The organism is Treponema sp. (genome assembly GCF_024696245.1).
Taxonomy (GTDB): Bacteria; Spirochaetota; Spirochaetia; order Treponematales; family Treponemataceae; genus Treponema_D.
Genome location: NZ_JAILGZ010000074.1, coordinates 1 through 23,730 on the forward strand (window position 1 = coordinate 1; position 23,730 = coordinate 23,730).

25 protein-coding genes are annotated in these 23,730 nt (G+C 39.2%); 9 read left to right on the forward strand and 16 right to left on the reverse strand.

The features are described 5' to 3' along the window. Positions 1-130: 130 nt before the first annotated feature. From K6D58_RS05060 to K6D58_RS05125, 14 genes are all read right to left on the reverse strand, one after another. Positions 131-1,156 (reverse strand): threonine aldolase family protein, encoded by a 1,026-nt coding sequence (locus tag K6D58_RS05060; RefSeq protein WP_296828278.1) that lies wholly within the window; start codon positions 1,154-1,156, stop codon positions 131-133. Between the two features lie 4 nt (positions 1,157-1,160). After that, positions 1,161-1,592 carry a NanQ anomerase/TabA/YiaL family protein gene (locus K6D58_RS05065; protein ID WP_296828280.1) on the reverse strand — a complete coding sequence of 144 codons (432 nt, stop codon included), beginning with the start codon at positions 1,590-1,592 and terminating at the stop codon, positions 1,161-1,163. A gap of 9 nt (positions 1,593-1,601) precedes the next feature. After that, a complete protein-coding gene (locus K6D58_RS05070; RefSeq protein WP_296828282.1) occupies positions 1,602-2,864 on the reverse strand; it encodes a beta-ketoacyl-ACP synthase in 1,263 nt (420 codons plus the stop codon). Continuing rightward, positions 2,861-3,607 carry a 3-oxoacyl-ACP reductase FabG gene (gene fabG / locus K6D58_RS05075; protein WP_296828284.1) on the reverse strand — a complete coding sequence of 249 codons (747 nt, stop codon included), beginning with the start codon at positions 3,605-3,607 and terminating at the stop codon, positions 2,861-2,863. Before fabG ends, K6D58_RS05070 begins: the two co-directional genes overlap by 4 nt. After that, positions 3,600-4,100, reverse strand: coding sequence for a hotdog family protein (locus K6D58_RS05080; protein WP_296828286.1), 501 nt, complete (start codon positions 4,098-4,100; stop codon positions 3,600-3,602). The genes fabG and K6D58_RS05080 overlap by 8 nt, the downstream gene beginning before the upstream one ends. A 2-nt stretch (positions 4,101-4,102) precedes the next feature. Continuing rightward, positions 4,103-5,311: a beta-ketoacyl synthase N-terminal-like domain-containing protein gene (locus K6D58_RS05085; RefSeq protein ID WP_296828287.1), complete on the reverse strand. Its 1,209-nt coding sequence runs from the start codon at positions 5,309-5,311 to the stop codon at positions 4,103-4,105. Beyond that, positions 5,304-5,882 carry a DUF3261 domain-containing protein gene (locus K6D58_RS05090; RefSeq protein WP_296828289.1) on the reverse strand — a complete coding sequence of 193 codons (579 nt, stop codon included), beginning with the start codon at positions 5,880-5,882 and terminating at the stop codon, positions 5,304-5,306. The genes K6D58_RS05085 and K6D58_RS05090 overlap by 8 nt, the downstream gene beginning before the upstream one ends. Before the next feature lie 6 nt (positions 5,883-5,888). Then, positions 5,889-6,311, reverse strand: coding sequence for an acyl-CoA thioesterase (locus K6D58_RS05095; protein ID WP_296828291.1), 423 nt, complete (start codon positions 6,309-6,311; stop codon positions 5,889-5,891). Continuing rightward, on the reverse strand, positions 6,301-7,278 hold the full coding sequence (locus K6D58_RS05100) for a lysophospholipid acyltransferase family protein (RefSeq protein ID WP_296828293.1): 978 nt from the start codon (positions 7,276-7,278) through the stop codon (positions 6,301-6,303). Before K6D58_RS05100 ends, K6D58_RS05095 begins: the two co-directional genes overlap by 11 nt. Before the next feature lies 1 nt (position 7,279). Beyond that, complete coding sequence (locus K6D58_RS05105) at positions 7,280-8,074, reverse strand: glycosyltransferase family 2 protein (protein ID WP_296828295.1); 795 nt, start codon at positions 8,072-8,074, stop codon at positions 7,280-7,282. Then, positions 8,067-8,417, reverse strand: a complete 351-nt coding sequence (locus K6D58_RS05110) for an ApeI family dehydratase (protein ID WP_296828297.1) — start codon at positions 8,415-8,417, stop codon at positions 8,067-8,069. Before K6D58_RS05110 ends, K6D58_RS05105 begins: the two co-directional genes overlap by 8 nt. Beyond that, a complete protein-coding gene (locus K6D58_RS05115) occupies positions 8,417-10,348 on the reverse strand; it encodes an AMP-binding protein (protein WP_296828330.1) in 1,932 nt (643 codons plus the stop codon). The genes K6D58_RS05110 and K6D58_RS05115 overlap by 1 nt, the downstream gene beginning before the upstream one ends. 110 nt (positions 10,349-10,458) lie before the next feature. Beyond that, a complete protein-coding gene (locus tag K6D58_RS05120; protein WP_296828299.1) occupies positions 10,459-10,704 on the reverse strand; it encodes an acyl carrier protein in 246 nt (81 codons plus the stop codon). Positions 10,705-10,714: 10 nt separating this feature from the next. Further along, the gene (locus K6D58_RS05125; protein WP_296828301.1) at positions 10,715-10,978 is read right to left on the reverse strand and encodes a phosphopantetheine-binding protein; all 264 of its coding nucleotides are present in this window, start codon (positions 10,976-10,978) and stop codon (positions 10,715-10,717) included. 91 nt (positions 10,979-11,069) lie between these two features. Here K6D58_RS05125 and K6D58_RS05130 point away from each other — a divergent pair, with 91 nt between their 5' ends. From K6D58_RS05130 to K6D58_RS05150, 5 genes are read left to right on the forward strand one after another with little or no spacing between them, the layout of a single operon-like run. Next, positions 11,070-12,188: a methyltransferase gene (locus K6D58_RS05130; protein WP_296828303.1), complete on the forward strand. Its 1,119-nt coding sequence runs from the start codon at positions 11,070-11,072 to the stop codon at positions 12,186-12,188. Continuing rightward, positions 12,185-12,787, forward strand: a complete 603-nt coding sequence (locus tag K6D58_RS05135) for a beta-ketoacyl synthase chain length factor (RefSeq protein WP_296828305.1) — start codon at positions 12,185-12,187, stop codon at positions 12,785-12,787. Before K6D58_RS05130 ends, K6D58_RS05135 begins: the two co-directional genes overlap by 4 nt. Next, positions 12,784-13,623 (forward strand): lysophospholipid acyltransferase family protein, encoded by an 840-nt coding sequence (locus tag K6D58_RS05140; protein ID WP_296828307.1) that lies wholly within the window; start codon positions 12,784-12,786, stop codon positions 13,621-13,623. Before K6D58_RS05135 ends, K6D58_RS05140 begins: the two co-directional genes overlap by 4 nt. Next, positions 13,601-14,494 (forward strand): alpha/beta hydrolase, encoded by an 894-nt coding sequence (locus K6D58_RS05145; protein WP_296828308.1) that lies wholly within the window; start codon positions 13,601-13,603, stop codon positions 14,492-14,494. The genes K6D58_RS05140 and K6D58_RS05145 overlap by 23 nt, the downstream gene beginning before the upstream one ends. Further along, positions 14,494-16,107, forward strand: a complete 1,614-nt coding sequence (locus tag K6D58_RS05150) for an NAD(P)/FAD-dependent oxidoreductase (protein WP_296828310.1) — start codon at positions 14,494-14,496, stop codon at positions 16,105-16,107. The genes K6D58_RS05145 and K6D58_RS05150 overlap by 1 nt, the downstream gene beginning before the upstream one ends. Here the strand turns inward: K6D58_RS05150 and folE2 are convergent. Then, complete coding sequence (gene folE2, locus K6D58_RS05155) at positions 16,091-16,876, reverse strand: GTP cyclohydrolase FolE2 (protein WP_296828312.1); 786 nt, start codon at positions 16,874-16,876, stop codon at positions 16,091-16,093. The two genes, K6D58_RS05150 and folE2, sit on opposite strands and share 17 nt — an antisense overlap. After that, positions 16,873-17,748 carry a bifunctional methylenetetrahydrofolate dehydrogenase/methenyltetrahydrofolate cyclohydrolase FolD gene (gene folD / locus K6D58_RS05160; protein WP_296828314.1) on the reverse strand — a complete coding sequence of 292 codons (876 nt, stop codon included), beginning with the start codon at positions 17,746-17,748 and terminating at the stop codon, positions 16,873-16,875. Before folD ends, folE2 begins: the two co-directional genes overlap by 4 nt. Positions 17,749-17,909: 161 nt before the next feature. On the opposite strand from folD, the gene K6D58_RS05165 reads away from it, so the two are divergent. The 4 genes from K6D58_RS05165 to aroA are packed head-to-tail and all read left to right on the forward strand — an operon-like array spanning position 17,910 to position 23,726. After that, complete coding sequence (locus tag K6D58_RS05165) at positions 17,910-18,524, forward strand: TP0733 family outer membrane beta-barrel protein (protein ID WP_296828316.1); 615 nt, start codon at positions 17,910-17,912, stop codon at positions 18,522-18,524. A gap of 15 nt (positions 18,525-18,539) precedes the next feature. After that, a complete protein-coding gene (locus K6D58_RS05170; RefSeq protein WP_296828317.1) occupies positions 18,540-19,880 on the forward strand; it encodes a hypothetical protein in 1,341 nt (446 codons plus the stop codon). After that, positions 19,880-22,255: an AAA family ATPase gene (locus K6D58_RS05175; protein WP_296828318.1), complete on the forward strand. Its 2,376-nt coding sequence runs from the start codon at positions 19,880-19,882 to the stop codon at positions 22,253-22,255. Before K6D58_RS05170 ends, K6D58_RS05175 begins: the two co-directional genes overlap by 1 nt. Before the next feature lie 52 nt (positions 22,256-22,307). Continuing rightward, positions 22,308-23,726: a 3-phosphoshikimate 1-carboxyvinyltransferase gene (aroA, locus tag K6D58_RS05180; RefSeq protein WP_296828320.1), complete on the forward strand. Its 1,419-nt coding sequence runs from the start codon at positions 22,308-22,310 to the stop codon at positions 23,724-23,726. The last annotated feature ends 4 nt before the right edge of the window (positions 23,727-23,730 follow it).

Consider the following 23,730-nt stretch of genomic DNA (forward strand, 5'->3'; position numbering starts at 1 on the left):
GAAGCCAAAAAATAAATTCAATTCTGTTTTTAATACGTCAAGTCAAGGAACGCCAACGCTTAAAGCCTTGACTTCGCCGTTTTGAGGGTTTGTATTTACAATGATGATTGAATTCCATTTGTAAGACAAATTATAACAGCTTTTCAAGTTCCCTTATTTTTTCTGATGTTGTCCCCCAGCTTGTTGCAAAACGTACAACCGTATGGGAATCATCATATTTTTCCCAGAAACTGAATTTTACATTTTCGGCAAGCTGCTTCAACTTCTTATTTTCCAGAATTACAAACTGCTGATTAGTTGGAGAATCAATAAAGAATTTATATCCTTTCTGTATAAAAACAGATTTCAATTCTTCAGCGCGGTCAATTGCATTCTTTCCGAGTGAAAAATAAAGATCATCTGTAAACAGCGTATCAAACTGAATTGCATTAAGACGGCCTTTTGCAAGGAGCGCACCATGCTTTTTTATAAGATGTTCAAAATGTGCAGGCATATTATTTTTTGTAAAAACAACAGCTTCTCCGCATAAAGCACCAACTTTAGTTCCACCAATATAAAAAACGTCACACAGCCGTGCAATATCAGAAAGAGTAAGATCACATTCCCTGCTCATAAGACCATACCCCAGACGGGCTCCGTCCATATACAGAGGAATCTTATACTTACGGCAAACTTCACTAAGGGCAGTAAGCTCTTTCTTTGAATAAAGAGTTCCATATTCGGTAGGATAAGAAATATAAGCCATTCCAGGAAAAACCATGTGCTCGCAGTTTCCGTCAGCGTAAAAATCACTTATGTATTTTTCTAATTCTGCAGCATCCATTTTTCCGTTATGAGACGGAAGTGTAAGAACCTTGCGTCCGGTATACTCTATTGCACCTGCTTCATGAACACTTACATGTCCTGTAGTAGCGGCAACGACACCTTCAAACTGACGGAGCATAGTATCAATAACAATCTGATTTGTCTGAGTTCCGCCTGTTATAAAAGCAATCTGAGCTTCAGGACAGGCGCAAGCCTTTGCAATTTTAGTCTTTGCAGACTTTGTAAAAGGGTCTGCACCATATCCGGACAGAGCTTCCATGTTGCTTTTTACAAGTGCATCAAGAATAAGGGGATGAGCACCTTCTATATAATCACTTTCAAATGACAGCATGATTTCATCCTGCAACAGGTACCTTTACAACAATTTTTCTTACAGAAGATTTTTCGTTAACACATACACATGGCATATGAACATCCTGAGGATAAAGAATAAGAAAATCCCCGGCCTGTAAAAGATAGTCTGTACATTCATCATTATGAACAAAGAACATTACATCTTTTGTCTCGTTGTATTCATCCTTGATTTCCATTTTATCAAGGGGTGAAACAGCAATGATTTCCTGACCGCTGAGAATCATCTGAATGTCGATGAACTTTTTGTGAGCTTCGTATTTTGCATCAATACGGGCTTTTGTTGTGTACTCCTGAACACTAACGTAAGCACCGTTTTCAAGTTCATACTTTCCAACTTCTGCAGTCTCTGCCTTGTTTACGATAAAGTCGTAGGCAGAAGGACAAAGTTCCTTGATTTTGTTTAAGTCTTTCATATTATCTCCTTAAATATTAACCTTCTTAAAAATCAAACTGGTGTTAACACCACCAAAAGCAAAATTATTGCTCATAACATATTCAGTATCTATCTGCCTTCCCTCTCCCTTAATGTAATCAAGGGCTCCGCACTTTTCATCAAGATCAGTAAGGTTAAGGGTTGGATGGAACCATGCTTCATTCATCATATTGATGGTAAGCCAGGCTTCTACACAACCGCAGGCACCAAGGGTATGACCGATATAACTTTTTGTTGAACTGATTGGAACAGGTCTCTTAAATACAGAAGCTGTAGCCTGAGTTTCTGCCACATCTCCTGCAGAAGTAGAAGTTCCGTGGGCATTTACATAACCAATCTGGTCCGCAGAAATTCCTGCATCATTAATTGCAAGCTGCAGGGCCTGAGCCATTGTTTCTGAATTAGGATTAGTAATATGAGTTCCGTCACAGTTTGTACCAAAGCCTGCAACTTCTGCATATATTTTTGCACCACGTTTAACAGCATGTTCCATGTCTTCAAGAATCAGTGTCCCTGCACCTTCTCCAATTACAAGGCCATCACGTTTTGAATCAAATGGTTTTGGTTCACATTCAGGATGAGCATTGTCATAGGCAGTTGCCCCCATAGCATCAAAGGCTGCTGCATCAGGAGGAATAAGTTCTTCTGCACCACCTGCAACCATAAGGTCCTGAATACCGGAAGAGATTGCTTCGTAAGCATAACCAATGGACTGACTTCCGGAAGTACAGGCTGTATTTGTTGTAATAATTCTTCCTCTAAGGGAATAATAAACGCTAAGGTTTGCAGCACAAGTCTGAGGCATGCATTTTATGTAAGTCTGAGAATTTATTTTTGATACATCGTTGTCAGTAATCATACTGAACATATCAAGGATTGAATCCATACTTCCCATGCAGCTTCCATAAGCAATACCGGTACGGCCGTTATGAAGTTCTTCCGGAATCTCACCATTTTCATCTTTAAGCCCGGCAGATTCAAATGCTCTTTCAGTAGCAAGAAGAGAAAGCAAAGCTACCCTTCCCATTCCACGGATTTTTTTTCTTGGAAAAGAAGGAAGTTCCTTTGTATAAGGACAGGCAAGTCTTGTGTTCATTCCTTCATAAACATCCCAGTCCTTCATGTAAACAATTTTATTTTTATAGGACTTAAGGTTTGCAAAAGCTTCTGTCCAGTCATCACCTAAAGCTGTAAGCATTCCTCCGCCAGTAACAACAACACGACGCTTTCCATCAGGGCGAGTAAATGTCATGCAATTCCCCCGTTAACATTAATAACCTGTCTTGTAATATAAGCAGCACCTTCACTTAAAAGAAAAACTACAGCTGCTGCAACTTCTTCAGGTTTGCCAACACGCTTCATAGGTATTCCCTGCAGAATCATATCCATAGGTGAATCCTTTATCATGTCAGTATCAATAAGACCAGGAGCAACTGAATTAACAGTTATGTTACGGCTGGCAAGTTCTACTGCAAGAGCTTTGCTTGCTCCGATAATTCCTGCTTTACTTGCTGAATAATTTGTCTGTCCCCTGTTGCCGATAACTCCGCTTACAGAAGAAATTGTTACGATACGCCCCTTCTTCTTACGGCACATTGGCATGGCAAGAGGCTGAATAACATTAAAGAAGCTGTCCAGGTTTGTATGAACAACTGAATCCCATTCTTCCGGTGTTAAACCAACAAATGTCTGGTCTTTATTAACACCTGCATTATTTACGATTCCCCAGAGGGCACCATGTTTTTCTGTAAGGGCTTCAAGCTTTACCCTGCAGTCTTCACGATTGCTGATATCAAACTGAATCAGTTCTCCCTTACCACCATTCTGATTAATAAGGGAAAGTGTTTCTTCTGCCTTTTCTTTTCCGCGGTTATAGTGGCAGATTACATAATAGCCGGCTCTGGCACATTCCACAGCTACAGCTCTTCCAATTCCACCGGAGGCACCGGTAACAATTATTTTTTTCTCTTCGCAGTTTTCTTTAGTATCACTCATTGTTTTCCAATACTCCTTTTATATCATCAACTTCCATTACGGAAATATATGTTTTTATTCCAGGTGCTGAATCTTCTTTATCAAGATAAAGAATGCAAAGATATTTATATACATTCCCCACGCAGCAGTCTTCAGAAATATTCATATACAAAGTCTGTCCTTCTTTAAATAAAGAAACAGGAGCAGTAAAATCCGTAACACTTAAAACCATTCCTGATTTTGGTGGTGTTGTATCATTACGAAGAATTCTTTTTATTGAAGCAAGGGCCGATATTCCCTGAGCCATAATTTCAAAGGCAGCCCAGGAAGGAATACCGCCGGCATCCTTATCATAAAAAATACAATCTTTCTTTACGTCAAATTCTGTAGTAATAATATTGTTATCAGGATCATAGGAAGTAATCCTGTCCTGCAAAAACATCTTTCCCTTATGAGGAAGAAGTTTTTCTATCATGGTTCTGTCCATCTGCTGGGGTAAAATATTATCAGCCATATTTATTCCTTACCTATTATAAGTGTAACATTTGAACCGCCAAATGCAAAGGAAGAAGACATACAATATTTTATCTCTCTGCCTGCCTGACATTCACTGGATGCTTTTACAAAATTTAACTGAGGAAATTCTTCATCAAATATTCCGTCCCAAACCTGACAGGGCAAAGTCCATTTTTCAGAAGAATTATTTTTTAAGGCAAGGTAACAGGCTGCAAGTTCAAGAGCACCGGCTGCGCCTAAAGTGTGTCCGGTTATGGATTTTGTAGAACTGCAGAAAACTCTTCTTCCATTAAAAACAGAATCAAGTGCCTTTGTTTCCATTGAATCATTAAACTTAGTTCCTGTACCATGAAGGTTAACATAATCAATATCTTCATAAGTAAGGCCTGCATTTTCTAAAGCCCTTTTCATACTGACAGCAGCTCCTTCTCCAGAAGGATCCGGACTTGTCATATGGTAGGCATCTGCACTCTCTCCATAACCTGCAAGATAAAAAGCAGAACTTTCTTTTTCTTCAAAAATATTTTCCCTGCACATTACAAAAAAAGCTGCACCATCACCAAGAGTAATTCCGCTTCTGTTTTTACTAAAAGGATTTGTCTTTTCATGGGACACAGCTTCCAGGGAATCAAAACCAAGAAGGACTGTATCAGATGCAATATCAACACCGCCGCAAACTACTGCATCACAAAAACCGCTTTTAATAAGCTGGGCTGCTTTAATTACAGCACCTGCACTGGAAGAACAGGCGGTAGAAAAAGCAAGGCAGGGACCATTTAAAGAAAACTTTTCCTTAACATAAGTTGCAACATAATCAGCCCCCTGCATTTCAAGGCTGTAATCCTGGGGAAACTTTCCTTCCTTAAAAAAAACTCTGTGGGCTGCAACAGAAAATTCACTTCCGTTATCGCAGGAACCTGCACATACACCAAGTCTGTCTGCACCGTATTTTGTCACAGCCTTCTTTACGTCATCACTTATCTGATTTAAAGCTGCATCTTCAATACGGATTATCTTCATATTAAAGCGGGCATTACAGTCAGAAAGTTTTTCTTCGTCTATACGGGCTGCATAAAAAGATTTACCAGTAGAAGTTTTAACTTCTTTAATTCCATCTCTTTTACCATTAACGATTGCATCCCAAAAGGAAGAAGGATTTTCTCCTGCAGAACAAATAAGTCCGGGCTTAGAAAAATATATTTTATTCATCATCTGCTCCGGTGATTTCATATTCATAACCACGAAGATAATTTTTAATCACAATTGTTTTATCCTTAATTGTAATTTCTTCAATAAGGTCTTTTTTATTCATAACCTTACGGACAATACTTCCATCTTCCTTAGTTTCTTCATTAAAAATAAGTTTGTGGTTTTTATAATGTTCAATCAGTTTATCTTTATTGTAATAAGCATTCTGAATATCAAGAAGAATATATTCACATTTAAAACTTGATGGAAGGACAGAAGAATCAAGAGCTGCTGTTACTCCGTCATAAGTCATAGTTCCCATCTGAACACCAAAGTCATTTAAAAGAAGAATTGTAATGCCATCATTATCAGAAGAAAAATAACAGGTCATGGCAAAAGACTGATCACCAAAATTTCCGGAAAAATATTCATAACATTCAGTCTCTCCCATCATTGAAGATGGTGGCAAAAGAGAAACTTTCTTTGTGTTGGTAACATAAACCTTATTTAATCCGGAAGAAGTACAACCGGCAAAGATTCCTGTAAAAATACTTACTGCAAAAATAAAAAAAATCTTTTTAAGCATAGCCATTTAATTTTACTCAAGCTCCTTTACTCTATCAATAAATATCTGAGGGCAGAAAAACTTTGTTTCTCCAGTTGCCATCTCTACTACCATCTGGGTACTTTCACATTTGGTAGTAAGCTCTCCTGTTTTATCATTATAGATTTCGTATTTTACTTTAAGGCAGTTTTCGTATTCAACTAAAGTTGCCTTTACCCTGGCCCTGTCACCAAAACGAAGGGACCTTACATATTTTACTTTTACATCTACTACCGGAAAAGAATAGCCTGTTTCTTCCATCTGAAGATAACCGTATCCGATTTTATCCAGAAGGGCACACCTTGCCTTTTCCATATATTTAATATAGTTACCGTGGTAAACAATTTTCATTGAATCCACATCATAAAACTCAACATTAAAAACAATTTCTTCAGTAATCTTTTTTTTATCTGTCATTTGATTTCCTCCAGAAGTCAAAAAAATTATACCATTGGTAAGGATGATTACAGCAATGCTTTTCCAGTTCACATTTAAACTCACGGCAAAGCTCTTCTATCCTGACCTTCTTTTCTTTACGGTTACAGTTAAAATCTACACCTGCTTTTTTAACATGCATATCATACTTTGATTTTAGAGTTAAGTCTTTTACCCTTAAAGCAAAGACAAAATATACAGGCACATCAAGTAAGGAAGCCATAAAAAAACTTCCAAAAGGGAACTCAGCTGTTTTTCCAAGAAATTCTTCTTCTATATTTCTGTCAGGGCTGTTGGCAGAAGTTCTGTCCCCTGCTATAACAACAAGCCCTCCGGACGCAAGTCTGTCCTGCAATATTTCTACAGTATCTACACCGATTGAATCTGAATTGATTACATCAAGATAGGTTTTGGAATTCATGTCTTCCATTGCCTGATTAAAACTGGAAGTAACTTTTGTATCCATAATGGCAGTTACACTTACCATTTTACCTACACCGGTCTGGCCTTCTGTAGCAAGGCTCCTGAATAATTCCATATTACCAAGGTGAGAACCGATAAGCATGGCCCCCTTACCGGCAGCAAGGGAAGCTTTAAGTTCAACTACATCATCATCATGAAAAACAACATGACTTAAATCAGACTTACCGCACCAGCCTTCAATCTTTTCTATAAGACAAATAGCAAAAGAAATTATCTGCCTGTAGCTGCCGGGCTTTTTAATGGCACACTTAATATTATTTTTTTTACAAAAATCAATTACAGTCTTCTGAAAATTTACAGCATCCCTTCTTGCACTTTTAGAAAATAAAAAATAAAAAAAGCCTACAAAAAAAGCAAAGCAGGTTAAAAGCCAGTGAGGAAAAATCTTTACAAGAAAAATCATAAACTTTACAGGCTTAACTGAAGAAGCCTTTTCTTTTTTTTGAGACCAGTGTTCACCCTGCATTTTATAAATCCCGCCCGGTGAGAAATATTTTTCTTATAAAAAGTCTCAGTAAAAGTAAAGGAGAACGGATAATCATTCCGGCACAAAGTCTTGCAAATGTAAAAGAAATAGTAACGTTATCTCCTACCATTCTAAAGTTAGATATTCCATCTTTAGGGTAAGTAACATGAACAGCTTCATTAACAAGACCAGTATTTATCCAGAGCATGCGCACAAGAATCTCTGCATCAAATCCCATACGTCTGTTTAAGTAAATACTTGTATTTAAAACCCTGATAAAAGGTTTTACAGGATAGATTCTAAAACCACAAAGAACATCCTTTATACCAGGTCTCCAGCTTACAAGTCTTGCCCAGCCGTTAGAAAACTCCCTGCCGTTTTTTCTTGCAAGGGGAACACTTTCATCATATTCAGGATAACCACAAATAATTGAATCAGGATATTTTTCTGCAAGCGCCATAAAGTCACGGCACCTTCCGCTGTCATGCTGACCGTCAGAATCAACCTGAAAGATATGGGTAAAACCTTCTTTATGAGCACGACGAACTGCAGCAAAAACAGCCGCTCCCTTTCCACGATTTTTTTCAAAAGTTATAAGAATAACTTCCTTATGATTTTGAGCACATTTTTCTATAAGTTCCCTGTCCCTCTCTCCATTACCATCATCAACAACAATAATGGGACACTTAAATTCAAGAAGGGAAACTACAACATCTTCAAGAGTTGATCCATGTTTATAAACAGGAACTACAAAACACATATTCATATCGGCACCAGATGAGGACAAGTTATTCATAATAATATGTACCAGTTGAATAGCAGTCCTTTTGATTTTTTAAGAAAGAAAAAGTTACGCTTTTCTTTTCTTTATTAACGGCAAGGCTTAAGCCCACCTTTGAATCCGGAAGAATAGGTAAAAGAAACTTAAGTCTCTTTGCCCTAAAAACAAAAGGTCCGGTTCCAAAATATTCAGATGCAAAACGTGTAACAATCTGAACCTGAGCAACAGCAGGCAGTAATTTAAATTCCGGAAAATGTCCGTCAAAAAAATCACATTCTGCAGGAATCACAAATTCTATCTCAAGAGAATCTTCTGTTCTGGAAATAATCTTTTCGTTTTCTATTGAGTGATGTTCCATTAGTCCTGTTCTGCCCTGTCAAATAATTTAATGATTTCGTCCTTATGTTTTTTTCCCTGAACATCAACAGGAAGGTTTTCTACAAAGCGCCACTTCTTTGGAATGACAACATTTTCAAAATATTTTGTAAGGAAGTCATGAAAGAAATTATTAAGAATAAGTTTACGCTGTCCTTCAAACTTTTTCTTTCCTTCATCATTTAATTCAATTGCAGCAGCAAGGTACTGTCTTCTGTCTTCCATTGCCACAACCTTTACATCACGAACAAGATTTGTTTCAAGAATACGATTCTCTACTTCTGTCATGCTTATGCGTTTTTCTTCTATTTTAACAATTGAATCTGAACGGCCTTTAAGAAGGAATCTTCCGTCGTCAAAAATTTCAACAAGGTCAGCTGTAGCAAAACCTTCAGGGTCTTTTATGTAAGGAGAAATAATTCTAAGGCAGCCGTCTTCTCCCTTCCAGATTTTTGCATTTGCAAAAGGAGTAAAGTAAAGTCCGTCCTTACTCTGCTGTCTGTAAGCAATTCCGGAAGTTTCTGTAGAACCGTATACTTCCAAAGGACAGAAACCAAAAACTTCAAGAGTCTTCTTTGAAAGTTCAGGAGAGCAGGCACCACCGGAAGTAAAAATAAAGCAGTCTTTTAACGGAAGCTTTTCTTCTACTTCTACAGTTCTCTTAAGGAAGGCAGGAGTTGCAATTACAATATAGCTGTCGTCTGTAAGGCTTTCAAATTCTTCAGGGAATTCAATTCTCTTTCTTCTGAATGGAACACCTAAAGAAAATGGAAGGCTTATTCCAAAAAGAAAACCGTAAATATGGTGCTGGCTTACAGTTGTTACAAGTTTGCGGCTTAAAAATTCCTCAGCCCAGCGGCTGATAATAAAAGCGTTGTCTGCTTCAAATTCAGTCATGCGCTGATGAACGGCCTTTGGTTTTCCTGTAGAGCCGGAGGTATACATCAATATTCTGGTTTCGTCGTTATTAATAGAAGGAATTGTGCGGAAATCCTGACTTTCCTTAACAGAAGCTATAACATCAGGTATAGAATCTGCCTTAAAGGAAGGGTCCACATTCTGATCAGTTAAAAATTTGTAACCATCTTTTTTAATTTCTGACAGAAAGCTTTCCGTAATATTCTGAGTAAGATGAACAGTTTTATTGCACTGAAGAAGAGCTGCAAAAGTAACAAGAAAATACCAGTAGTCTTCACAATGAAGAATCCATTCACTTACATCCTTATTTTCTGCAGACATAAGGAAATTCCTCATGCGGGAAGTTTCAATTAAAAAGTCTTTCCATGTCCTGTATTTTCCGGAAGAATATGTATCTTCATAACAGAGAACAAAATCGTCCGGCCGGGAGTCACTTGTAAATTTTGTAAAAGCAAAAGATTTGGGCATTTTTTTATCCACCATTTGTCTGATTATATATTCTACGGCAAAAAGGATTCCCATAAAAATATAGGAGATTCCACCGTTATAAATTGACCATAAAGCATCAGCTTTGGACTGACTTAAACCAAAAAACCGGGCAGAAAAAGCCGTACATACAGAAATGCTGCCGTTTACAATAAAAAAGAGACACCATACAATGCAAACTTTTTTACAGTAAGCTTCTACCGGTTTCCGGCAAACTGAATTTTTTATAGTCCTGTCACCCAGCATGGCAAAACGAAAGATAATATTAGGTCCGGCCAGAAGGGTACTTGAAAAAACAATAAGAAGCATTGCAGAAACAACAACAGAATAAAGCTTTAAAAATACTGTCTGGTTTGTAAAAAAACATGCTGTTCCTGCAGCCATAAAAAGCAGGGCTGTCACAAGTGGTTTCCAGCTGATGGCACTTTTTTCTTCTTCCCTGTTTTTTCCTGTAAGGGCAATAAAAAATGCCAGGGCAAGTCCCACTATACAAAGTGAAAGAATGCGCACCGGCAATTTTAAAATAACAAGAAAAGTAAAAATGAGAACCGGATATAAAGCCGCAACGATATAAAACAGAATTTTAAAAAATACTCTCATACAAAGCGGCCACCGGCATTTTACTGCTCTGTGTAAGGAAGAAGTGTTTTTACTGCATCTTCTACAGTACGTACTGTCTTAAAGATTTCAGGATCAATTCTTCCAGGAATAAATTCCTTTGTTTTTACTACAAGATCAATAAAATCAATTGAATCAAGGTCAAGATCGTTAATCAGATGTGCTTCTGGAACAACATCTGCTTCGTCAATCTCAAAATCCTTAACAAGGATATCCTTTACTTTTGAATAGAGTTCATCATGAGTCATAAATAATTCCTTATGCCTTGTTTTTTTCTGCAGAAATATACTCTGCAAGAGCATCTACAGAAGCAAAATGTTTTTTATTGTCAGCACTTTCTGAAGAAAACTTAACGCCGAATTTCTTTTTAAGGGCAACTCCAAGCTCAAGTGCATCGATTGAATCAAGCCCGAGACCAGAACCGAAAAGAGGTTCAGAATCAACAATGTCTTCTGGTTTTACATCTTCAAGGTCAAGGGAATCAATAATTACTTCTTTAATCTGCTGTTTCAAATCATCCATAGTTTTACAATTATATAAAAAGTACCTTATTATTGCAATATTAGCCCTTATTATTGAAAGAAAGCACACCATTCGGTAAAATCAAAGGACTATGGATAAAGCATTATATAATGAAGAAACTTTTAAAAGTGACAAAATCAGGGCTGTTGATGCCAAATTTGAAGCCCAGAAAATTGCCTTCAGTCCGCTTACCTTTCAGGCAGTAAGGGCCCTTATAGAAACAGGTATTCTTCAGATGATTGAAGATGCCGGAGACGATGGAATCTCAAGAAAAGAACTTTCAGAAAAATCAAAAATAAGTGAATACGGCGTAGGTGTCCTCTGCGAAATGGCACTGGGCATGGACGTACTTAAATTCAGCAAGGACACCAGCGACTTTCATAACGAAAAGTTTGTTTTAGGAAAAACCGGCTGGATGCTTTTAGAAGACGACCTTACAAAAGCAAACTTTAACTTTACAAATGACATCTGCTATCAGGGAGCATGGGATCTTCTTGATTCAGTAAAAAATTCAAAACCTGAAGGACTTAAAGTTTTTGGAAGTCAGTGGACTACAATTTACGAAGCCCTTTCTACCCTTCCAGAACGTGCAAAAAAATCCTGGTTTGACTTTGACCATTTTTATTCAGACATTGCTTTTCCGGAAGCCCTTCCTATTGTTTACGGAAAAAAGCCGGCTCATCTTATAGACATTGGCGGTAACACAGCTAAGTGGGCAATTGCTTCATGTAAATACGACAAGGATGTTCACGTAACTATTGTTGACCTTCCGGGCCAGACAGCTGTTGCAGAAAAAAATGCAGCTCAGGCAGGTTTTGCAGACAGAATCTCTACCTGTGCCGGAAACATTCTTCACGAAGATACAAAGCTTCCTTCAAAACCGGATGCTGTATGGATGAGCCAGTTCCTTGACTGCTTCTCTTTACACCAGATTTCTAAAATTGCAAAAAAGGTTTACGAAGCAGCTGATGAAAATACAAATGTTTACGTTCTTGAACCTCTCTGGGACAAGCAGCATTTTACAGCCAGCTCATATTCCCTTCAGGCAACTTCACTTTACTTTACCTGTATGGCAAATGGTAACTCAAAAATGTACCGCTACCAGGAACTTGTAGACGCAATAGAAGCCTCTGGTCTTGAATTAAAAACAGCCCATCATAATCTTGGTTCCAACTGCTATTCACTTCTGGTATTCAACAAGAAAAAATGATTCTTTATTTTTCTAAAGCCGGATATTACATTCCGGATGCAGCAAGTCCTGACGCCTCACCTAAGCTGGAATTCACTTCTCCCTTATTCAGAAGAAGATTAAGCCAGCTTACAAAAATGATTGTTCAGGTTATCCATGATGTTACTCAGGCAGAGGGAATTACAGACATTAAGCAGGTTTTTATTTCCAAAAGGGGAGATATTTCCAGGGAATTTTCCATTAATGAACAGCTGATAAACGACGGAGAAATTCTTCCTGCAGGTTTTTCCCTTTCTGTTTTTAACACACCTGTTGCCCAGGCCAGCCTTGCCCTTAAACTTAAAAGCGGCTACTCAGTAATTTTTCCTTCCCAGGGAAATATTTACCAGGCTCTCCAGGCTTCCCTTGCACCGGTAATATGTGGAGATGAAAAAGAAATTCTCATAGCTTACGGAGACGAATACATTCAGGAAGAATACGGAACTTTAAGACCAGAGGATAATCAGGCCCTTGCCTTTGCCTTTATTGCTTCTGCAGAAAAAAAAGAGGGATGGACTCCCATAGAAGTTTCATCATTAAAAGACTTAAGCCCGGTTGAAATATTAGAAAAACTTAAATGAAAGAAATTGATCCCCGCTACGATCACAGCGAACTGCCTTTTCCTAAAAATCCTCTCCTTCATTTTTACCGCTGTCTTGGTAAATGCGGGGCAACAATTTTCTTTACCATCGGAGGCTTCTTCTTAGGTGCAATTATTTTTCCATTAATTTTTTTATTGTCATGGAATAAAAAGACTTTTAAAAGAAGAGCCCAGAATTTTATAAGCATAACCTTCAGACAGTTTCTTTTTGTCCTCCAGCTTCTTCAACTTCTGGAACTTAATGTAGAAGACAGGGCAGTTTTTAAGAATTTAAAATCCACTGTTGTTGTTGCAAACCATCCTTCAATCATGGATGTAGTAATTTTAATTTCATTAATAAAAAATGCTGACTGCATTGTAAGAGGCGGCCTGATTCACACCCCTTTTGTTTTTGTAATCAAATACCTTTATCTTGTAAACACCCTGGGCTCAGAAGAAATGTTTACCCTTGCAGACAAGTCCCTTAATAACGGAACAAACCTTATTGTTTTTCCGGAAGGAACCCGCACTCCCCGTCATGGAAAAAATACCTATAAAAGAGGAGCCGGTCACATTGCATTTAAAAGCAGAAAAAATATTCTTCCGGTTTACATTGGAGGAAGTGACAAATACGGTCTTGGAAAACATGATCCTTTCTTTAGTTTTCTCCCGGACTCAAAAATCGTTTACAATATAAAGCCACTAAAAGAAATTCAAATAGAAAAATATTCTGACCTGGAGGAACAGATAGCAGCCCGCCGGATTACAGAAGGAATTGAATCTGTATTAAGTCAGGCCGCAGAAAAAGAAATCCATGACAATAAAAATGACAAATAAAAAATTACTTTCACATATTCTTTTTGCAATTATTTTTTTAACTGCAGCCTTCAGTGCCCACAGCCAGAGCGTAAACAAAAAAATAATTAACATCTGGGACAATGTTGAATCCATGAAGCACTGCCGTGTAATTATGGAAGTCTGGATTCCAGAAGACTGTAACGGAAGTGCTGCCATCATCTGTGCAGGAGGCAGTTACGATCACCTTGGCATTGTTACGGAAAGCTATTCAACAGCAAAGTGGTTTAACTCAAATAAAAGTGCAGCCTTTATCCTCTGGTACCGTGTTGCAAAAAACAACTGGCACTACCCTGCAATGATGGAAGACATACAAAGGGCAATCCAGCTTGTAAGAACAAATGCAGGTGAATACAAAATCAATCCTGATAAAATTGCCACAATAGGATTTTCTGCAGGAGGCCACTTAGTCTGCTGGGCAGGTGAATTTGGAAACAGAATCGACCATCTTAAAAAGCTTGGAATAGAAAGCACGGTAAGCTTAAGGCCAAATCTTACCATACCTGTTTATCCTGTAGTCACCATGGATGAAGACATAGGTCACGCCTGGTCAAGAAAAAGCCTTATAGGAAAAAATCCATCTCAGGAAGAAAGGGATTCCCTTTCCTTAGAAAAAAATGTTCCTGATGACATGATTCCAACCTACCTTATTGCCTGCCAGGATGACCCAGTTGTAATTTACGAAAATTCCGTAAGGCTGGCTCAGGCACTTAAAGAAAAAAATACAGACTATTGCTTTAAAACCTATCCCTGGGGAGGACACGGTTTTGGCATGCTGAATAATAAATTTATGAAAACATTCCGCTGGAACGATGACTTAAAAATCTGGCTGACGGAAAAAGGATTTTTTTAATGATAAAGGAACTTTCAATTTGCATTCTTCCGGAAGAAGAAAATAATCAGGGCCGCATTCTTTCTTTAATAATGAAGGAACTTTCCAAAAGCGGAATCAGGGCAGACAAAAAAGACATCACTACTGTCTTTGTAAAAAAATCCATTGATGCCCGTCACTCAAAAATTAAACTCTATTTACGCTACCAGGTTTACATCGGAGAAAAACCGGAAGACCAGCTTAACTCCCTGCCTGAATGGAAAAAAGCTGACGGCTCTAAAAGCGTAATCATAATCGGTTCAGGACCTGCAGGATTATTTGGAGCCCTTACCCTTCTTGAACATGGAATCAAACCTGTAATTATAGAAAGAGGAAACTCTACTTCAGAAAGAAAAAGGGACATTGCTTCCATCAGCACAAAAAACATAGTCGACGAAGATTCAAACTACTGTTTTGGAGAAGGTGGTGCCGGAACTTTTTCTGACGGCAAACTTTACACAAGAAGCAACAAGAGAGGAAACATTCCCCTTATACTAAAAATCTTTGCCCACTTTGGAGCAGACAATAAAATAATTACAGACGCTCATCCCCACATAGGAACAGACAAACTTCCTTCTATAATTAACAACATGAGGGACTTTATAATCCAGATGGGAGGAGAGTTTTACTTTAACACAAAGGCAGTAGAAATTATTACTGACAATTCTCCTTCAAAAAAATTTACAGGAATAAAAACCCTTAATGTAAATAGCGGAGAAGAAAAAATATTTAAAGGCCATGCCTGTCTTCTTGCCACAGGTCACTCTGCAGCCGATATCTATGAGATGATGGCAAAGGCAGATCCTTCTTCCCTGGAAGCAAAAACTTTTGCAGCCGGTGTCAGGGTAGAACACCCAAGGGAACTTATCGACGCCATTCAGTTCCACGGAAGAAAACCGGACAATCTTGGAGCAGCAGAATACTCCCTTGTATGTCAGCAGGAAGACCGTGGCGTTTACAGCTTCTGCATGTGCCCGGGAGGCTTTGTAGTACCAAGTGCCAGCGGTAAAAATCAGATAGTCGTAAACGGAATGAGTGCAGCAAAAAGAAACAGCCGCTGGAGTAACGCAGCCATTGTTGTAGAAATTCGTCCGGAAGATATTCCAGAAGAATTCAAAAAAGAAGCAGAAAACAAAGGCTGCCCTGCCCTTGCCGGACTTTTATGGAGAAGCTGGCTTGAAGAACTTACCTATAAAAATGCAGAAGGACAGAAAGCCCCTGCTCAGTTAATGACAGATTTTATGGAAGGAACTTTAAGCAGTCAGCTCCCGCCTTCAAGTTATGCACCTGGCCTTGTTTCCAGCAGACTTGATCAGTGGCTCCCTGTCCACATTGCAAAACGCCTTAAGGCAGCCTTCCCTGTATTCAATAAAAAAATGAAGGGATATCTTTGTGACAGCGCCCTGCTTATAGCTTCAGAAACAAGAACCAGCACTCCCGTAAGAATTCTCAGGGATAAAGAAAGCTGTCAGTCTGTTTCCATAGAAAATCTTTATCCTGCAGGAGAAGGCTCCGGTTATGCCGGCGGTATTGTAAGTTCAGCAATGGACGGAGTTAAATGCTGCAGCCAGATTGCCACTAAGCTTTGTAAGTAGCAGTAGCATAAGCATTGTGGTTGTGAATGCTTTCATAGTTTTCACACTCAATGCTGAAATAAGAAAAAGGTTTTTCGCTTTTATCAAATTTTTTTAATGCAACAAAAACTTCACGCACCACATCTTCTACAAAGCGGGGATTGTCATAGGCGTGTTCAGTAACGTATTTTTCATCCGGCCTTTTTAAAAGACTGTACAAACCGGAAGAAGCACAAGCTTCTACAAGTTCAATTACATCTTCTATCCAGAAAAGACTTGTGTTCTCTAAAGTAAGGCTTACTTTTCCCCTCTGGTTATGTGCCCCGTAATCACTGATTGCCTTGGAACATGGACACACAGTTGTAACAGGAATCTCTACCTTTACAAAAAAGTCATGGGTACCGTCAGAACGAACTTCACCTTCGTAAGTACAGATGTAACTCATAATACTTTTTTCTTTACTTACAGGAGCTGTCTTTTCCATAAAAAAAGGAAACCTCATACTGCCAAAAGCTTTTTCTGCTTCAAGGGAAATACGGATTTCTTCCAGCATGGCAAGAAACTGCTTCATGCCAAGATTCTGATGATGACGGTGAAAAATATCTACAAAGCGGCTCATGTGAGTTCCCTTGTAGTTGTGGGGAAGATTTACAAAAAGATTAACTTCTGCAGTAGTCGCCTGAATTTTATTTACCTTATCCAGCACCTTTACAGGATACTTAAGGTTTTTTACGCCTACTTTTTCAAGAGGAACTTCCCTTGTATCAGGAGTATTCTGAATATCTATCATCTTAAGCTTCTCTCCGCAGACTGAAGTGTATTGTAAATAAGCATGGCAATTGTCATAGGTCCTACTCCACCAGGAACAGGAGTAATAAACGAAGCCTTTTCTTTAACTGAATCGAATTCAACATCACCAACAAGACGGAAACCGCTTTTCTTACTTGAATCAGGTATTCTGTTAACACCAACATCAATTACGGCAGCACCTTCTTTTATCATGTCAGCAGTAAGTGTTCCCGGATGACCGCTGGCTGCAATTACAATATCCGCATCCTTTGTATAGTCGCTGATATTTTTAGTACCTGTATGACATACAGTAACAGTGGCATTAAATTCCTTACGGAGCATTAAGAGGGCCATTGGTTTTCCTACTATATTACTGCGGCCGATTACAACACATTTTTTACCGGAAGTTTCAATTCCTGCTTCTTTAAGAAGAACTGTAATTCCATTAGGTGTACATGGCAAAAAGCCCTCTTCTCCGGTAACAAGTTTTCCTACGTTTACAGGATGAAAACCATCTACATCCTTTTCCGGAATAATTGCATTTGTAACTTTCTTTTCGTCAATGTGAGCAGGAAGCGGCAGCTGAACCAGGATTCCGTGAACAAGAGGGTCAGCATTCAATTCACCAATAAGTTTAAGAAGGTCATCTTCACTTACATCTGCAGGAAGAAGAACGCTGCGGTCAAGCATACCGGCTTCTGCAAGAGCCTTTCTCTTACCAGTAACATAGCTTACGCTGGCAGGATTCTCTCCAACAAGAATTACAGCAAGACAGGGATTGATTCCCTTTTCCTTAAGTGCCTTAACTCTGGCAGCAACATCACCCTTAACCTTTGCAGCAACGGCTTTTCCGTCAATTATAACAGCGCTCATAATGTAACCTTCTTTTTAATAGTATTTTCTATATTATTGAAACTGAAAACAATAAAATGTATGATTATGCAGTTCCATTCAAAAGAATAATGGTTATTCTATAGAAAAAACATATAAATTGCCATATAAGGAACATGGCTCATACATTCAAGAGAGGGAATATGAAACGTTTAGCTACAATCGCAGGTCTGCTTGCTGCATGCACATTAACAGCATTTGCACAGGTTCAGGAAGATGACTCTATATATTTTGAACCGGAAACTATCGTCAACGAAAGCGGAGCACAGAACATAAGACTTGCACTGGGACTTTCTTTTCCACTGAACTTCCCTGATATTCCTTCACTTTTTGAATCAGACGGAACCCAGCTGAATATCGGAGGCATGGGTAACTTAGGTTATCACCGTTTTATTGCTAAGGACATTGCCCTTGGTTTTGACATTTCCTTTGGTTTTAACGCCACAATCGGAGAACATATTTTAAGCTATACACCAATACTTTTTTCTGCAACCTGGCAGCCTACATGGAAAAAGCTTGAATTCCCAATCAGCCTTAATGTTGGTTTTGCATGGGAATCCTACAACAACGACAATTATTTTCCGGGCCTTGTTATAAAACCAGAAGCAGGAGTTCACTACCGCTTTAATCAGGACTGGTCAGCCGGTATTGAATTTTCATACCTCTTTATGCCTCAGTTCTGTGAATTATACGGAACAGGTAAAAACTACTACGGTCAGTTTGCAACAATTTCTGCTGTAGCCCGCTACTACTTCTAATTAAAGGATATAAAAATGAATAAAACATTAAAGACAATAATTACAGTATCAACAGCAGCCTTTCTCTTTGCTTCCTGCCACGACAATATTTACGAATCAATTAATGCAGAAGTAAAACTTGAATCCAACGGAATCAATGGTACAGGAACAATTTCCCGCTATGGAGATTACCTTATCTTCCCTACAGGCCACCTTTACTATAAAACAAATCAGTCTTCCAATGACACAGGTCTTTACAACAAACAGTGGGCAAAGGCAGGACTCCCAGAAACAGAAAAAGCTGATTACATTGACGGCCAGTGTTACTATGCTGTAGGTGACCAGAGCAACCTTTACATAATGATTCATTCCTGGTACGAAAATTCTTCCGGCTATAATGCTGTTTCAGGAAGACAGCTTTTTGTTACAACAGATACAGACTTCTCTGACGGAATTGAATGGACAGAAATTACAATTGACGACAATCTTACACCTGTAAAATTATTTTCAAACAATGCTTATGATGCTGCAAACAGACTTGCTTACTTAAGGGCTTACGATTCAGATGATTCAACTTACAAAATCTATTCTTTAAGCGGAACATCTTCTCCTGTAGAAGTTACTGATGAATCAACAGGTCTCTCTTCTGACACATTAACTGCTGTTTACTTTCCAAAAGACGGACAAACTTACTTCAGCAAATATTATTCACTTACAGCAAATGACGACTACATTTACTACAGCCTGACATACAACAACTCTGGCTCTATGGCAACAGGTTCTTCTATCTACAGGGCTGACGGTTACGGAACTTACTATACTTATTCAACGGCTTCTACTTCTTCTGACAGCAATCCTTCTGAAGAAGGCTGGTACGAATATGACAGCGATAGTGACACCTATACTTTAAGTTCAGACACTTCCCTGGATTCTTCAAAAACATATTACACTGCAAAAGAAAACACAGGCTTTACCCTTGATTCTGCAGCAGCAAGTGCAACTTCCTGTGATGCAGGTGGAATTATCAGCATGGCAGTTACCAGCAACTATCTTCTCTTAGGAACAACATCAGGCCTTAACAGAGTACTGCTTTCAAGTACAGGAGACAGCACTTCCCTTGATAACATTCCATATACATCTACTACTTCCTTCAGTAACAATGGTAACTCTATCATTACAGAATATGCTTACTCAGTATTTACCCTTGAACCATCAGATGCAGAAGGGGAAAACGATGAATACGTGAGTTCAGTAATCTACGGTTCTGTTTCAAGCTCTTCTGATAACTGGGAAGACACAGGACTTTATTCTTATTATAAAGGAAGAGGCACCTGGAACCGTGACGGTACAGATGATAATTCTTCAAGCGGAAACTAATGGATGAACTTTTTGATTCTGCGGTAAAAAAATATTCTCATGAACCACTGGCTGCAAGAATGCGGCCGGTTAATCTTGATGAATATGTAGGACAGGATCATATTGTTGGCAAAGGCAGGCTTTTAAGAAGGGCTATTGCCGCAGACCAGCTTACTTCCGTTATCTTTTACGGACCACCGGGAACAGGCAAAACTACCCTGGCAAGAGTAATTGCAAATCACACCAGTTCAGCCTTTATTACCCTTAACGCAGTTCTTACAGGAGTTGCAGACATAAGGGAATCCATAAAAAATGCCGAGCAGCAGAAAAAACTCTACGGCAGAAAAACCATTCTTTTTGTAGACGAAGTTCACCGCTGGAATAAAAGTCAGCAGGACGCCCTTTTACCCTGGGTAGAAAACGGTACTATTATTCTTATAGGTGCAACTACAGAAAATCCCTTCTTTGAAGTAAACAAGGCCCTTGTCTCAAGAAGCCGTGTATTTCAGCTTAAGCCCCTTACTAAAGAAGACTTAACTAAAGCCGCCAGGCAGGCACTTGCAAATAAAGAGAGGGGCTACGGCAAATACAATGTTACCTTTGAAAAAGGAGCCCTGGAACATCTGGTAGAAACCGCCAACGGTGACTGCCGTTCTCTTTTAAATGCCCTGGAACTTGCAGTAGAAACCACTCCTCAAAAATGGCCTCCGGAAGAAGGAGCTGACATTTACATAAGTCAGGAAACTGCAGAAGAATCCATTCAGAAAAAAGTTGTCCTTTACGACAGGGACGGAGACTATCACTACGACATAATCAGTGCCTTTATAAAAAGTTTAAGGGGAAGGGATCCTGATGCTGCCTGTTACTGGCTTGCCCGCATGGTAAAGGCAGGAGAAGACCCTCACTTTATTTTCAGGCGAATGCTTATTTCTGCCTGCGAAGACACCGGTCTTGCTGACCCAAATGCAATTACTGTTGTAGAAAGCTGTGCCGCAGCCTTTGACAGGGTAGGACTTCCGGAAGGAAGATATTTTTTAGCCCACGCAGCCCTTTACCTTTCTACAGCACCTAAATCAAATTCAAGCATGGCATTTTTTGATGCCCTTCACTCAGTAGAAACTCAGGATGCTGACGTTCCAAACCATCTTAAGGATTCCAGCCGAGATGCAGAAGGTTTTGGACATGGCAGCGGTTATATGTACCCTCACGCCTACAGGGATCACTGGGTAGCCCAGCAGTATCTTCCAGGCAACCTTATGGGAAAGGTATTTTACAATCCTTCTACCCAGGGTTACGAAGCAAAAATCAGGGATGAAGTTTTAAATAGAAGGGAACTTCAGATTGCAAGTCTTCTTGAAGAAGAAGAAAAAAAGCAGCCCCTTAATTTTTCACGCTCACCTACTGCAAAAAGCTGTGCCCAGCCATTAAGCCAGTGGTGGGTAGACCAGCACAAGGACTGGTTTAAACCTCAGGAAGAAAACCTTACCTTTACTCCAAAGGATAAAGAAAAAGAAGCCCTTCTTGATAAGGCAGAAAGAAGCTGGAGAAGCAGACTGGATTCAAACCGGGCCCAGCTTTTAGAAACAATAAAGACCAACCTCCTGTCCATGTCAGAAATCTACAGGCACAGCCGTGTTCTTGTATGGAATGCAGATGATGCCCTTTTAATATTTGACCTTTGCAGAAAAACTCCGGAAGGTTCAACCTGGGGAGTATGCCGTTCAAAAAAAGGAATGGAAATTCTTACCACCTACCAGAATACTTTAGACTCCCTGGATAAAAGCAGCTTTATTCTTTCTGCCGGAAATATATTTTCAGAAAATAATTTTAGCCGCACCCTTGCCCAGATTAAGGACACTGTCTTTGACCGTATTTTTTTAAGGGACTGCTTTGCTTCAAGAAATGACATTTTAAACAGCGTAAAAGTATTAAAGGAAAATTCTTCTTACTTTGCAGAAGGAGCCTGTATTCTTTTAAGTCAGAGAATTCCCTGCATCAGTCAAAAATTAAGTGACCTGATTGTAGAACAGATTCCATCATCTTCAGACAGTCAGCTTAATGACCTTCTTAAAAAGATGCAGGACTTTGACAAGAATTTTTATTCATCAGAAACAGCAGAAATATACAACTGGGACTGCAATTTTATAGAAGAAACTTTTACAAATGCAGGCTTTGCCTTTACGGTAAAAGAAGAAGTCCTTACAGAAAAGCGCCGCATCCTTCCTTCAGAAGCAAAAGTCTGGCTTGATGAAGAAAATTCCCTTTACGGAAAAAAACTTGCAGAAGAAATAAGCCCTGAAGGTGTAGAAAAAATCAGGAACTTCCTTCTAAAAAATATAGAAGACAGGGTCTTTAACTGGAAGGCAGCAAACACTTTCTGGTGTATACAGCTTTAGTGCATACTCCTTCTCTTTAAAAAAGATTCTCCTTATGGTAACCTAAGACAATATGAAGATCAGAGCAGAACGGGCAGAACTTTCCGGAACAATTCAGGTTCCAGGTTCAAAATCCCATACAATCAGGGCACTTTTACTTGCAGCACTTTCAGACGGAACCTGTAACGTAAAAAATCCACTTTGCAGTGCAGACTGTCTCAGTACAGCCGCAGCCCTTCCATTAATCGGTGCAGAAGTTGACATTGAGTCATGTGCAGATTCACCAGTAAAAAACTGGATAGTAAAAGGAGCTGGTAAATCAGTTCACCTTCCTTCTAATGTAGTTGACGTTGGAGACTCAGGTTCACTCCTTTATTTTCTCTCACCAATAGCTGCTACCTTTGAAGGCTGGAGCGTATTTACAGGAGACGCCAGCATCCGTACCCGTCCTGTTCACCATGTAGCAGAAGCCCTTAACCAGCTGGGAGCTCAGGCAACTACAGCCATTCCCGGTTCAAAAAGCTGCCCCCTTATTATTAAAGGCCCTATTTCTCCAGAAAACAAACTTGTTACCGGTGGAACAATTTCAAGCCAGTATATTTCAGGAATGATGATGGCTGCCCTCAGAATGAAGGGAACTTTAGAAATTGAACTTACCGATCCAAAAGAAACACCTTACCTTACCATGACACAGAAGTGGCTTGAAAAAGTAGGAGTAAAGGCAGATATTTCTCCGGACTTTCATCATATAAAAGTAACAGGCCCTGCTGACATAAAGGCCTTTGACACAGTAATTCCAAGTGACTGGGAAGGAGTAGCATTCCCTCTTGTTGCAACTTTAATTACAGACAGTCAGATTCTTATTGAACACGTTGATTCCAGCGGAACTCAGGGAGATGACGAAATAGTCAACATTCTTAAACAGCTGGGTGCTGATATTGAATGGAACAGGGAAGCAGAAACAATTGTTGTCCGTGGCCAGAAAAAAGCTGCAGACGGAATCGGCCGCCTTACTACAGAAAATCTTAAAGACGGACAGCTTCATGTAAACCTGTCAGGACTGCCGGATGCAATTTGTGCAGTTGCAGTAGCAGCATGTTTTACGGAAGGAACTGTTTATATAGAAGATATTGCAGGCTGCCGCAGAAAAGAAACAGACCGTATTAAAGTTATGGTAAGTGAACTTTCAAAACTGGGAGCAGAGCTGGAAGAAGGAGAAGACTATCTTATCATTCATGGACACTCACCTCTTAATAAAGACGGCAGCCCTAACCCTGATTTTAAACTTCATGGAACTGTAGTAGAAAGCTATGGAGACCACAGGGTTGCAATGTCCCTCTCCTGTCTGGGACTTGGACTTCCAAGCGGAGAATTCATTACGGTTAAAGATGCAGAATGCTGCAGTGTAAGTTTCCCTGACTTTTACAAAACAATGAACAGACTTAACGCAGGTTTTGTAGAACTCAATTCCAGTGATTCAGTTAATGTGTAAACTC